At 46.1% G+C, this 12,969-nt stretch carries 13 protein-coding genes and 2 riboswitches; of the genes, 6 read left to right on the top strand and 7 right to left on the bottom strand.

From position 1 onward, the window contains the following. Positions 1–62 precede the first annotated feature (62 nt). Complete coding sequence (locus HMPREF0083_RS20035; RefSeq protein ID WP_040304073.1) at positions 63–467, bottom strand: VOC family protein; 405 nt, start codon at positions 465–467, stop codon at positions 63–65. A gap of 115 nt (positions 468–582) precedes the next feature. On the opposite strand from HMPREF0083_RS20035, the gene HMPREF0083_RS20040 reads away from it, so the two are divergent. From HMPREF0083_RS20040 to HMPREF0083_RS20050, 3 genes are all read left to right on the top strand, one after another. Beyond that, entirely contained in the window at positions 583–981 is a 399-nt protein-coding gene (locus HMPREF0083_RS20040) for a hypothetical protein (protein WP_245191361.1), read from the top strand. A gap of 98 nt (positions 982–1,079) precedes the next feature. Next, complete coding sequence (locus HMPREF0083_RS20045; protein ID WP_021623551.1) at positions 1,080–1,766, top strand: response regulator transcription factor; 687 nt, start codon at positions 1,080–1,082, stop codon at positions 1,764–1,766. After that, positions 1,763–3,139 (top strand): sensor histidine kinase, encoded by a 1,377-nt coding sequence (locus HMPREF0083_RS20050; RefSeq protein ID WP_021623552.1) that lies wholly within the window; start codon positions 1,763–1,765, stop codon positions 3,137–3,139. The genes HMPREF0083_RS20045 and HMPREF0083_RS20050 overlap by 4 nt, the downstream gene beginning before the upstream one ends. A 68-nt stretch (positions 3,140–3,207) precedes the next feature. Here HMPREF0083_RS20050 and HMPREF0083_RS20055 read toward each other — a convergent pair whose 3' ends face one another. Continuing rightward, positions 3,208–3,933 carry a YwiC-like family protein gene (locus HMPREF0083_RS20055; RefSeq protein ID WP_021623553.1) on the bottom strand — a complete coding sequence of 242 codons (726 nt, stop codon included), beginning with the start codon at positions 3,931–3,933 and terminating at the stop codon, positions 3,208–3,210. Positions 3,934–4,232: 299 nt separating this feature from the next. Continuing rightward, positions 4,233–4,333, top strand: a riboswitch (purine riboswitch). A 164-nt stretch (positions 4,334–4,497) separates the two neighbouring features. On the opposite strand from HMPREF0083_RS20055, the gene HMPREF0083_RS20060 reads away from it, so the two are divergent. Together HMPREF0083_RS20060 and HMPREF0083_RS29830 are read left to right on the top strand one after the other, a co-directional pair. After that, entirely contained in the window at positions 4,498–5,787 is a 1,290-nt protein-coding gene (locus HMPREF0083_RS20060) for an NCS2 family permease (RefSeq protein WP_021623555.1), read from the top strand. A gap of 142 nt (positions 5,788–5,929) precedes the next feature. Next, positions 5,930–6,559, top strand: a complete 630-nt coding sequence (locus tag HMPREF0083_RS29830) for an OmpA family protein (RefSeq protein WP_051354739.1) — start codon at positions 5,930–5,932, stop codon at positions 6,557–6,559. Positions 6,560–6,617: 58 nt separating this feature from the next. Here HMPREF0083_RS29830 and HMPREF0083_RS20070 read toward each other — a convergent pair whose 3' ends face one another. Both HMPREF0083_RS20070 and HMPREF0083_RS20075 read right to left on the bottom strand, forming a co-directional pair. Then, the gene (locus tag HMPREF0083_RS20070) at positions 6,618–7,694 is read right to left on the bottom strand and encodes an NAD(P)H-dependent flavin oxidoreductase (RefSeq protein WP_021623557.1); all 1,077 of its coding nucleotides are present in this window, start codon (positions 7,692–7,694) and stop codon (positions 6,618–6,620) included. A gap of 290 nt (positions 7,695–7,984) precedes the next feature. Beyond that, entirely contained in the window at positions 7,985–8,167 is a 183-nt protein-coding gene (locus HMPREF0083_RS20075; RefSeq protein WP_021623558.1) for a Fur-regulated basic protein FbpA, read from the bottom strand. 92 nt (positions 8,168–8,259) lie between these two features. Further along, positions 8,260–8,362, bottom strand: a riboswitch (SAM riboswitch). 152 nt (positions 8,363–8,514) lie between these two features. Here HMPREF0083_RS20075 and HMPREF0083_RS20080 point away from each other — a divergent pair. Then, complete coding sequence (locus HMPREF0083_RS20080; RefSeq protein ID WP_040304075.1) at positions 8,515–8,808, top strand: DUF2325 domain-containing protein; 294 nt, start codon at positions 8,515–8,517, stop codon at positions 8,806–8,808. A gap of 90 nt (positions 8,809–8,898) precedes the next feature. Here the strand turns inward: HMPREF0083_RS20080 and HMPREF0083_RS20085 are convergent, their stop codons facing one another. The 3 genes from HMPREF0083_RS20085 to HMPREF0083_RS20095 all read right to left on the bottom strand — a co-directional run bounded on the left by HMPREF0083_RS20085 (position 8,899) and on the right by HMPREF0083_RS20095 (position 12,952). Further along, positions 8,899–10,071 (bottom strand): pyridoxal-phosphate-dependent aminotransferase family protein, encoded by a 1,173-nt coding sequence (locus tag HMPREF0083_RS20085; protein ID WP_081696136.1) that lies wholly within the window; start codon positions 10,069–10,071, stop codon positions 8,899–8,901. Positions 10,072–10,189: 118 nt separating this feature from the next. Then, positions 10,190–11,617 (bottom strand): FAD-linked oxidase C-terminal domain-containing protein, encoded by a 1,428-nt coding sequence (locus HMPREF0083_RS20090; RefSeq protein ID WP_021623561.1) that lies wholly within the window; start codon positions 11,615–11,617, stop codon positions 10,190–10,192. A gap of 3 nt (positions 11,618–11,620) precedes the next feature. After that, positions 11,621–12,952, bottom strand: a complete 1,332-nt coding sequence (locus tag HMPREF0083_RS20095; RefSeq protein WP_245191363.1) for a (Fe-S)-binding protein — start codon at positions 12,950–12,952, stop codon at positions 11,621–11,623. Between the last annotated feature and the right edge of the window lie 17 nt (positions 12,953–12,969).

The following is a 12,969-nucleotide window of genomic DNA, read 5'->3' on the forward strand; positions in this document are numbered from 1 at the left end:
ACGTTTAGAAGTGGGAGACTTCTTTCGGAGGGAATTTAAATGTTCTATAAACACCGTGTCCGCTATGCTCCAGTGCCAAATGTAGTCGCACCATTATTCGAAATTTCAATGAGGTTGTTATCGGGATCTCTTATGTAGACGGACTCGATAGGACCGAGTGCCCCAGTACGCCTGACAGGCCCCTCTTCGATTTCGATTCCAGCCGAGTGCAGATAAGCTATGACCTGTTGCAGAGGTGTATCAGTAATAAAACACAAGTCAGCGGAACCAGGCGTCGGTCTTGCCGCTTTCGGTTCGAACTCCTTGCCCGCTTCGTGCAAATTTATTTTTTGTTCCCCGAATTGCAGTGCTACTCGCCCGCCTCCGAATGTTACCGGCTTCATTCCTAATACTTCGCAATAAAACCGACGTGTATCTTCTATACTTTTTACTGTTAGCACGAAATGATCCAGATGTTTAATATGCATACTTTCACCTCTTTTTTTACAATTTCCCATATTTTTTTGATATTGCTTCCACATTGTCTGTCTATTCTATACATTGTACAAGGCAAACCCATACATTACCATTAAGGAGGAACAAATGATGAAGAAAAAGCTGTATGCCACTTTATTAGGAACCGGAGTTGCACTGGCAGCGATGAGCTCCGTGTTTGCAGCTGAACCAGCGACAGAGCAACAGGCCAATGAACCGGCTGCTGGTCAAGTGCGTATCTGGCATAAAGTCGAAAAAATGGATGAAAGCAAACTTGAAGAATTAGCAAAAGAAAAAGGCATTTCCGTCGGTGAACTGAAGCAGCAAATGAAGCAGAAAAAAGAAGAAAAGCTGGAACAAATGGCAAAGAAAAAAGGAATTTCCGTCGATGAGCTGAAACAGCAATTGCAGCAAAAGCATGAAGAAAAACTGGAACAAATCGCTAAACAAAAAGGGATCAGTGTGGACGAATTGAAAAAGCAACTGCCGGACAGCGGTCAGCTTTAATTCGCTGCACTAATCTTTTGAAAGGGACATGTTGCCTCTGCATGTCTCTTTCTTTATTCTTAACTATATAAAATAAAACTTCCATCGGGGGATGAAGCATGACTTATCACGTATATCTAGTCGAAGATGAAGTCAATTTGAATCGACTGTTAACCTCTTATCTGCAAAACGAAGGATGGCATGTCACATCATTTACTACCGGAACAGAAGCAAAAGCGGCTATCCCACAAAAACCCCATGTGTGGATTCTCGACATTATGCTGCCGGATACAGACGGATTCGAACTCCTTAGTCAGATAAAAAACGAGTGTGCCGATACTCCGATCATATTTATTTCGGCACGTGATGCCGACCTGGACCGGGTCCTCGGATTAGAGATGGGCAGTGACGATTATCTTGCTAAACCGTTTCTGCCACGCGAACTTGTAATTCGCACCAAAAAGCTGCTGGAGCGCATATACGGAAAAACGTCTTCTGCATCTACCCTCCCTATCTCAGACACACTGAGCATTTGCTCCTATACTGTATGGGAAAAGGAGCGCAGGGTATATCATGGTGAGCAGCCAATCGAGCTAACCTCTAAAGAGCTGGATTTGCTGCTGCTGTTTGCAAAACATCCGGGACAGGCTCTCTCCCGCCAGCAAATTCTCAGTCGTATTTGGGGTACAGACTACTTCGGAACAGATCGTGCCGTAGACGACCTAGTACGCCGATTACGCAAGAAAATGCCGGAGTTACACCTTGAAACACTATACGGATATGGCTATAGGATGACGAGCGCATGAAAAACAAACCGCTTGCCGTACAAATCTGGCTCGTATTCTCCGGGGTGATGACGATTATATTATGCATCGTCATCCTGCTCATTCCCCTGCTTGTTCAGCCGTTTCTCGTACAGGATACATATGCGAGAATCAGCGAAGCTCAAACGCTTATCTCAAACAGGCAGGACAATGGCCCAGGCTCAGGGAAACCTTTCCGTACGAAGGATAACGGAGTCGTACATCACTTGTTATTCGTCAATGGGGAGTGGATAGCGCCCCCCTCTTCGCTTACCCGGCTGCCTACAGAGTTTCTGGCCACCGCACAGGGACAAGCTCTGCTTCAAACAGAAGAGGCCAAACAATATAAAGCAGAAGTTGGCCAACAAACGCTATACTATATTATTCGGGTTCAGCAAATGGAAGGACAGAACTTTTTTCTTCTATCCTATGCTTTGGATACGTATCAACGGGAATTTATTTCTTCACTCATCCGTCAATTGTTTGGCATGACTGCCCTGATTTTGTTAGCAAGCTTTCCATTTTGTTATTGGCTATCCAAATATCTGTCTCGCCCGCTTGTGCAAATTGAACAACATGTACAGCGTCTGGCCGAACGCGACTGGAATAAACCGCTGCTGCTGGACCGTAAGGACGAAATCGGCCGGCTGGCAAAATCGGTGGAACGCATGCGTCGCCGATTAGTCAAACAGGATGAGACACAGCGTACCCTGCTGCAAAATGTATCCCATGAGCTAAAAACGCCGGTTATGGTCATTCGAAGCTATACACAAGCTATACAGGATGGCATCTATCCATCCGGAGATCTATCTCAGACGGTCGAAGTCATCGAAAAAGAGGCAGAGCGACTGGAACGCCAAATCCAGCAGCTCCTCTATCTTACCAAACTTGATTATTTGGCAACACAGGAGCTTACAACCCATTCAGTTTGCGTGGTGAACATCATCCAGGATACGGTCCAACGACTGCGCTGGCGCCGCCCGGAATTGGAATGGGAAATTAACGTACCTGATATTCATGTTGAAGGAGATGAGGAGCAATTGCGTACAGCATTGGAAAATATACTTGATAATCAGATTCGTTATGCACAGCAAAAAATCTGGATATCAGGAAAAAAAGCAAATGAAGACGGCGCATACACATTCCAACTGCGACTCGGCAATGACGGGCCGCCGATTCCGCCCGAGAACATTCAGACGATTTTCGAACCCTATCGTAAAGGAGCAAGCGGGCAATTCGGCCTTGGTCTGGCGATTGTTAAGAGGATTGTCGACCTTCATCACGGAAAAATCGGAATAAAAAACGAAGAAACAGGCCCTGTTTTTACGATGCAGTTTCCTCTAGATCAAAAAGATAGCCCCACTAATGTTTCGTAAAAACAACGTTGCCGTATTTATCTGTTGCGTTTATGGGGCTGTATTCATTACAGCCTCGTTTATTGCTTCTACAATACTGTAGAGAGTGCCAGTGTTACGATGGTAAAAAATAAGGCCGAATTGGCAATCTCATAAATGCCAACCTGCAGTATTGATAATTTACGCCCATAAAAAGCATACGCTCGAAAGAGGCTCGGCAGAAACGCTAAACATACAAGCCATTCACCAAACAGCAGCCACGCACATACGATCACACCATGGTAGCCCCATGACACATTGCGATACGTTCGATTGCCTTTCTCTCGAATCATCGTTTTTACATACAAGGCACTGCCCAGGAAGAACAAGAAACAAATGAAAAAGAGGAACAAGCCGATTTTATCCAACTGGTTTGCACCATAAAAATAGCTTGCTGCCCCCGACGACGAGAATATAAAAATCGCACTTATATCATTGGTGAGTGCTCGGTCACAATTTTTTGCGGAGTAATATGCACTTACCGCAAAAAACGGCAACAGGAGTAGTCCAAATCCGATTAGCTTCGGTTGCTGCCAAACCGGAATAAAAATGAATAGCCCTGCAAGACTAAGATAAATGGTCGTCCATTTTTTGTATAAATTTGCTTGCCTCCCCTTAGCCAACATTAACGCGGCATAAGAGGCCAGATAAAGAAAAAGCCAGCCAATGAAAAGAAAAAGGTGTCCAAAGTAAAACGTGGAAGCCATTACACCAAGCCAGAACGGAACAATAAGCATCGCCCAGGCACCATGTTGCTTAGGAATTAACAGTCTCATACTGTCACCACCTCTACATTATCTGTATAAATTACGCTTGATATTTCGACAGGGTGAAGCAGGATCTTCAGAAAAAGAAGAGGTTGGATACGCCCTGCGCTCCAGCAGGATGTCTGCTCTCACGCTTCATTGTACTGCACTATCAGATGGAAAGCTGTAGCATTCATCACACTCTACAAGGAATGATTTAATTTTTATCTAAACACACTTTTCTTCAGATAAAGTTGAATAAACCGAACGATTTTCATTTGACATAACAATATCGTTTGTTTTAATATACAAGTTGTTTGCAATAAAATGTGATACTGATATTAATCGTTCGTATATCCTCGATAATATGGTTTGAGGGTCTCTACAAGGGAACCATAAATTCCTGACTACGGATGGGTGTTTGCTATACCCGTTTTTGGTCAGGAATTTTTCTATTCAATGGATAAGAAAATAGATGTCGTTATAAAGTAAGAAAGCGTCATCTGCTTTCTTCCAAATCATATTGCTTGAAAAACTTGCGAAGCTGCATAAAAGAAATACTTACGAGTTTTTCGCATATTGGGAGGATATTTTATGGAAAATTTTTTTAAACTAAAAGAAAATGGAACAGATGTACGGACCGAATTCATCGCCGGAATTACTACATTTCTGACAATGGTCTATATTGTGGTTGTCAACCCTGCGATTTTATCCTCAGCTGGCGTTCCATTTAACCAGGTGTTCATGGCTACTGTTATCGCAGCTACAATAGGCACACTATGCATGGCCTTATTCGCCAAATATCCTATCGCCATTGCTCCCGGTATGGGCATGAACGCTTATTTCGCAAGCGTCGTCGCAACGCATGGCATTTCCTATCAAACCGTGTTTGGCGCCGTATTTCTAGCTGGTATTATTTTTCTTCTGCTCACCTTCACCTCGCTTAGGGAAGCATTAATTCAATCGATTCCGGCTTCGTTAAAGTACGGGATTACATCGGGGATTGGTCTTTTTATTGCATTTATGGGCTTGAAAATGTCAGGCATTGTAGTACCTAACGAATCTACGATGGTATCGTTTGGAGATTTGCATCAACCTGTTGCATTACTGTCACTGGCCGGTCTCTTTATTACGCTTATCCTTATCGCTAAAAAAGTACATGGCGCTTTGTTCATCGGTATGGCAATAACTGCACTCATCGGATACTTTACCGATCTATTAAAATTTGAAGGAGTCGTATCCTTGCCACCTGCTCCTGTGTTATTCGATATGGATGTTAGCGGTGTCTTTTCCCACGGATTGTACACCATCGTATTCGCTTTTCTTCTGGTAACAATTTTCGATACGACAGGAACAATGATTGGAGTGGCCGAACAAGCGAACTTGCTCCGGGATGGCAAGCTTCCACGGGCTAAATCCGCCCTTATGGCTGACGCCGTAGCTACTACGGTCGGCGCAACACTGGGGACGACTCCATCAAGTGCGTATATCGAATCTTCTACCGGGGTGGCTGCGGGCGGCAGAACCGGATTGACTTCGTTCGTCGTAGCAATGCTCTTCCTAGTGGCTCTTTTCTTTTCTCCTGCCGTCTCTGCCATTTCGTCCCTGCCGGCCATTACAGCACCCGTTCTTATCATTGTCGGATGCTTCATGATGGAAGGACTGGCACGGATCGACTGGAAAACATTTGATGAGGCATTTCCTGCGTTTGCGATTATTCTTACCATGCCGCTGACATCAAGTATTGCCACAGGCATTGCAACTGGCTTTATTACGTATCCGCTAATGAAATTGGTCAGTGGAAAAGGAAAAGAAGTTCATCCTCTGCTTTACGTTTTTGGCGTGATTTTTATTCTTCAAATGATTTATTTTCCGGCACATTAATCTAATCATCTTCCAAAAGCCTCTGTTACAGGGGCCTTTTTCATTTTATTGTAATCTTCTACGCTCGCAAACAAAACCATGTACCAAATATTTCAACTATGTAATAATGGAAAGAACGAACAATGAAAGGAGTCGTTCTGCAATGTGTGCATTAATCAAAAGAATAGCAACGATAATGCTTGTTTGCAGCCTCGCCTTCTCTCTTTCTGCCTGCACGGGGGAGGAAAAAAGTACGAGCGCTGAACAGAGCGAGCCGATTACACCAGGTAACCCGATTGAGCCAGGTACTCCAATTACACCAGGCAAACCGATTGAGCCGGGTACTCCAATCACACCGGGCAAACCGATTGAGCCAGGTACTCCAATTAGTATTTCCATCAATAACCCGGACGTCAAAGTAACGCCAGAAAAGGACGGGATTACCCTCAGGCTTCCTAACAAGTTATTGTTTGATTATAATAGCGATACCCTGCGTCCTGAAGCCGAAAAACTACTTGCACAAATCGCAGGCGAACTCAAAAAAATAGGCAAAGCAAACGTTGAAATTCACGGTCATACCGATAGTAAAGGAAGCGAACAATACAATTTGGCTCTATCGGAAAAACGAGCCAAAGCTGTAGAACACTACCTTGCTACAATGACAGGGCTTGAAGGCATTACACTCTCAACAAAAGGGTTCGGAAAAACAAAACCGACCGCTCCAAATGATACAGAGGAACACCGTGAACAAAACCGGCGTGTAGAAATTATTATACGCTCCAGCGCGCCGTAGCCTTACAACAGGATGAGCCAGGCAAATGTTTGCCTAGCTCATCCTGTTGTATTATCAGCTATTCCATCCATTCCTGCGCTTGCTTAATCACTTGTTCAACAATTGCTTCCGCTCTCTCTCCATCCGTCAGTAGGCGGGTCGCCTGTCCGGCCCATAATGACAGGTAGCGTGAGTCATTCTGTATTGCAGCTGCTCGGCGAATATCACCTGTCGCCGTATTTTGGGTAGGAAAAGGTAACGGCTCTATCCCCGAAGATTCCACATGGTCAATGAAGGCATTGCGAATCCCACGGGCTGGACGTCCCGAAAAAGCTTTTGTAATAACCGTATCTTCCTCCGAGCTAGCTAACAGCGCCTTCCGGTATGCAGGATGCGCACCTGACTCCGCCGCCGTCAGGAAGCGTGTGCCCATCTGTACACCTTGTGCTCCAAGTGCCAGTGCGGCAACCAATCCTCTGCCATCCATAATTCCACCGGCCGCCACGACCGGGATACGCACCTGATCAGCTACCTGCGGAACAAGCGAAAACGTACCGACATTAGCACCGTACGGATGCCGGCCAATATCAAACGTTCCCCTATGTCCCCCGGCATCGCTTCCTTGAGCAACAACAATATCGCATCCTTTTTCTTCAGCAAGCTTTGCTTCCTCAACTGTTGTAATCATCGTTATCACGATTCGGTGTGCCGCCTTGGCTTCACGCATAGCATCATCCGGCAATATGCCGAAAGCCGTACTAATAATTGGTACGCCTTCCTCAAGCAACACTTGAAACTGCTCCGTAAATTTGCTCGGCGTATACAGAGCTTTTTTTCCGGCTTTGATGCCCAATTCATCCCGTATCGGGTCCAGCATTCGCTGCACTTCCTGAACGCGCGATGTATCATCTGTCATATCAGCCGTAAACAAATTCACGCCGAATGGGCGATCGGTTAGCCGGCGGATGGTTCGTACCGTTTCGCGAATCGCTTCCGGCTCCATATATGCTGCTCCAAGCGTGCCCAATCCCCCGGCTCTTGATACGCCGGCCACCAGCTCTGCCGTTGTTGGTCCTCCTGCCATTCCAGCCTGAATGACAGGATATGTAATATCTAATCGTCGGCATAATTCGGTTTGAAAACTATGTTTTATCATCTTTTTCCCTCCTCTGCTTTATTTTCTTTTTTCTCTCTTACTTTTCCTCTTTTTAATTTATCATGTACTCATTGTTTTAAAATGTTATAATATGTAATAGTTACTACATTATATCAAGGATGTTGATATCCAGTACGATCCAGAGTGGGTCGTCACCACACCATGCCCCAAACGGGCGTCGGTTCGTCTCCCGCCCCGAAGCCGTCGAGGGAGCCTCCTATTTATCGAAAACAATTAACACAAAGAAAGCACCAACCATATTACGGCGGTGCCTTCTTTGTATTTATCTACTATTCATTATTCATTTCATAACCTGCGCTCTTCGTTGTTTGCCATTCTTCATTTCCTTTTGCGTGTCTTCGATAGTATCGTACAAGTTCATCAAACGAGCATTCATAAAAATGGCGACCGCCTATTTTGAAAACACCTTGTTCAATTAATTTTTCCTGCAATCTTTCTCTTGTTTCATTCATTTTTCTCACTGCCTTTTTGTTTTCTTACGCTCTTCCTCTTCCGCCAAGCCCTCGTAAAAAAACCTCGAAGAAGAGGCAGCGCCAAAAACCCCTTCTTATCTCTCAGATACGTCTGCTGGAAGTAGCACCGTACAGGTACGCCTATGGTTGCTGAAGCTTCATTGGGCCAGTTCCCTCCACCTCTCTTGATAAGAAAAACTTGCCTACGCAGTATTAATATATAGTATACAGTATACCCAAGATAATACCAAGTATATACATGAGAATTATTGAAATTAGGTGCACAGGATGGTAAAATTAAGAAAACAATGACAAGCTATCAACTTGGCCATACAGGAGGAGAAAGAATGAAGACGATTGCAGTGATCGGAGGAAGTCAGAAGCAAACCCTGGAAAGATTGGCCCGCAAACAAGGATGCAGCATCATTTTTCATAGTGGAAAAACAGGAAAGAAGCGCGAAAAAGAATTTTTGCCTATTTTGCGAAAAGCGGATTGTGTTGTCATAATGGCCGGAGCACTTAATCATCCAAGTATGTGGACGGTACGCGAGGTTGCAGAAAAGCTCGGAAAGCCTATCGTATATCATCAAGGCTTTGGTGCTACTGGTGCCTTGCAAAAAGGAGCAGCGCTGATTAATTGATTCGTCTTTTATTATTTTGCGCAATAATGTCTGGATTGACAAAAAGCCGCAGGCAGAAACCCGCCAGCGGCTCTGTATATTGTTCTTTGTCTACTTCTGCATAGCTTCCGCTGCAATAGCGCGACCTTCTTCTCTACGTACGTCAGCTCCCTGTTGTGCCAGCACTTCTTCAAGTGCTGCAAGGAATAAAAGCACATTGCGTGGCTGGCAGGAGAAACCCATAAGACCGACACGCCACACCTTTCCTTTTAATGCACCCAATCCGCCGCCAATTTCGATGCCGTACTGCTCAAGCAGCTGCTTGCGAACCGATACATCTTCAACCCCATCCGGAATGTATACAGAAGTAAGCTGCGGCAGGCGAATATTCTCGGCTACATGCAGGGACAAGCCCATTCCTTCCAGACCAGACTGTAGGGCGCGACCTAGCTTCCAATGGCGTTCCCACGTATTTTCCAGTCCTTCTTCCACTACAATACGAAGAGCTTCACGCAAAGCATAATTCATGCTAATTGGTGCAGTGTGATGATAAAAGCGTTCTTGTCCCCAATAATTTTGAATCATGGATAGGTCAAGATACCAGCTCTGCACTTTGGATTTTCTTTTCGCCATCGACTCTGCCGCACGTTTGCTAAACGTAACAGGAGATAAGCCCGGCGGTGCACTTATGCATTTTTGCGTACCGCTATAGCATGCATCCACTTCATTCTCATCAATACCTATCTGCACGCCGCCAAGCGATGTAACCGCATCTACGATTAAGAGGGCTTCATGAGCATGAACTAGCTGGGAAATTTCAGCGAGAGGCTGCAGTGCTCCAGTAGACGTTTCGGCGTGTACAACCGCCACAGCCTTCACCCTAGCATGTCCCTGTAATGCTTCTTCCACTTGTTCCGGCTGGATAACCTCTCCCCACGGTGCTTCGATTCGAATAACTTCCGCTCCGCAGCGCTCGGCTACATCTACCATACGCTCACCGAACAGGCCGTTTACACCGATGACGATTTTATCGCCTGGTTCAAGCAGGTTAACAAACACAGTCTCCATACCTGAACTGCCTGTTCCAGACATTGCAAGCGTTAGCTCATTTTTCGTCTCAAATACAGTTCGCATTAATTCCATCGTTTCATTCATTATTTGCAAAAAGCTTGGATCTAGATGCCCGATAAGCGGCGTCGCCATCGCTTTCAATACACGAGGATGAACATCGCTAGGTCCCGGTCCCATCAATACACGGCTCGGAGGATTCAATTCTTTGAACATTGCTCTCATCCTTTCATAATATATTTTCCCCTTACATATGCCATTTTATCTAATAATTTTAAAATGACAAACAATTTCACCGTAAATAAATACCGAAAACGCAATATCTTTATTCTATTTAGCGATCAGATTGTATTATTTTTATCTCTGCACACCGGCTAGGCTTTGGAAACAGCTTATCCGCATTCAATAAGTTGTGAGGATTAAACACTGTGCGAATTCGGGTCTGGGCTTCAATTTCTTCATCCGTGCATACGTACCGCATTTCTTCCCGCTTCTCAATTCCGACACCATGTTCACCTGTAATCGTACCGCCAACATCGGCGCATACTTTAAGAACCGCTGATCCGACCTCTACAGCCAGATCCGTCTCCCCCGGCTTGCGAGCATCAAACAAAATCAAAGGATGAAGATTGCCGTCTCCCGCATGAAATACGTTAGCGATACGCAAACCTGAGGTTTCACTAATCCGTCTGATGCTAGCAAGCACTTCTGGTAGACGACTGCGCGGAATTACACCATCCTGAACAAGATAATCAGGAGAGATTGTTCCCATAGCCGCAAATGCCGTTTTACGGTTTGCCCACCACCGTCCCCGCTCCTCCTCATTTTCCGCAACCCGCACGTCCATCACATTTCTTCGCTTGCATACACCTACAATTTCAGTAATTTGTTCATTGATGCCGGCAGCAATTCCGTCCACCTCAATTAGCAACAGCGCTTGAAGACCGGGGGGGTGACCGACCGGATACGTACCGCATTCCACCCCTTCAATCGCCACCGTATCCATCATTTCAAGCGCCGCTGGAACAATCCCTGCGGCGATAATATCCGAAACCGCGTAGCTGGCGTCTTCTACCTTATCAAAATAGGCGAGCACTGTCTGCTTTTCTTCCGGATTCTTTAAAATACGCACCATAATCTTCGTTACAATACCGAGCGTTCCCTCCGAACCGGTCATTAAACCGAGTAAATCATATCCCGGCATATCAGGTGCACCGCCAAGCTCGATAACTTCCCCATTTGGAAGGACAACCTCCAGACCAAGAACATGGTTAGTCGTCACGCCGTATTTTAAGCAATGGGCACCTCCTGCATTCTCTGCCACATTCCCTCCAATTGTACAGGCATACTGACTAGACGGATCAGGTGCATAATAATAACCTTTATCCGAAATAGAGTGGGTTAGCTTCAGATTGACAAAACCAGGCTGGACGACCGCAATTCGATTCTCTACATCCACATGAAGCAGTTTTTTCATCCGCACCAGGCTGATAATCACTTCGCCACCGAGCGGAATCGCCCCACCGCTAAGCCCCGTACCTGCACCCCGCGGCAAAAACGGAATACGCTTCCCATACAAATGCTTCACTACAGCCGCCACCTCTTGCGTCGTTTTCGGAAAAACAACAGCGCGTGGCATCCCGCGATGAATCGTGTACGCATCGCACTCATACGCCAGCAAATCTTCCGGCTGAAATAATACCGCACTGCTTCCTACGATAGCGGAGAGTTCACCAACTAACGAATCCTTCGTTCCTTTCATCTGCTACACCTCTTCCGCGGGCACATACCGCCCTTCTTTTTGATACGACCAATCAAGCAGCTGCACCGTATGAACAACCTGCTGATTCCGTCCGCATTTGGCCACCCCCATGGCTATCTGGAGCATACAGCCTGGATTCCCCATAGAAATCAGCTCCGCCTCTGCAGGCATGTTCTCCATTTTTTTGTCGAGAATTTTCCCGGCCATGCCCGGATTGGTCAGATTATAGATGCCTGCGCTGCCACAGCAGCGATCGGCATCCGGTAGCGGTATTATCTGTAAGCCTGGTATGCTTTCCAAAAGTTCACGCGGCTCCCGGCGAACACCCTGCCCGTGAGCAAGATGACAAGCATCATGGTATGTAACCCGCGCATTCAGCTTGCCCTGTGGCTTTCTATAGCCGTAATCATGCAAAAACTTCGATACATCCTCCACCTTTGCAGCAAACTGCTTTGCTCTTTCCCTGTATTCCTGATCCTCTCGCAGCAGCTCCGGATATTCTTTCAACGCACAGCCACAGCCCGCTGCGTTCACGATGACCTTATCCGGGTCCGCTTCAAGAAATGCATCAATGTTTTGACGGGCCAAACGTCTGCCTTCTTCCCGATCTCCTGCGTGCACATGAAGTGCACCACAACAGCGCTGGCCTTGCGGCATTTCCACTTCGTATCCGTTGCGCGTCAGCACCCGGATGGTCGCTTCATTAATATCGCTAAACATCACATCCATAATACAACCCGTAAACAGTGCTACCTGCATTTTCACCTTACCGTTTGCCGGAATGCCATGCGGATACTTGGTGAGCGTCGGTTCCGTCACCATAGGCATAATGGCTTCCATATCCCGTAAATGCTGCGGGGCAAGATTGACAAGGCCTGTTTTACGTGCAAATGTCTGCAAACCGCTTCTCTGATATACCTTCAGCGCCTTGCCTAATACTTGCAAACGTGCAGGATACGGAAACAACTTGCGTAAGAACGTGCGACTGATCGTTTTTTTCCATCCAGTCAAAGGTAAAGTTTCTCGAATTTGACCGCGAGCTTCTTCAATCAACGTACCAACCTGCACTCCAGAGGGACATGCGGTCTCACACGCTCTGCAATCTAAACAAGTAAATACCGGGTCTGCAAACGCTTCGCTTATGGCCATCTTGCCCTGTGCCACAGCTTTCATCAAATGCACACGACCGCGTGGGGATTGATGCTCATGCCCAAGCTCATCGTACGTTGGACACGATTCAAGACACATACCACAATGAACACAAGCGGCAAATTTGTCCTCATCTGTTGCACTCATATGTACAAGGGTAGATTCATCAGTATGTGGTTTCACCATCCGAATGCCTGATTGAT

The sequence above is a fragment of the Aneurinibacillus aneurinilyticus ATCC 12856 genome (assembly GCF_000466385.1).
GTDB lineage: Bacteria > Bacillota > Bacilli > Aneurinibacillales > Aneurinibacillaceae > Aneurinibacillus > Aneurinibacillus aneurinilyticus.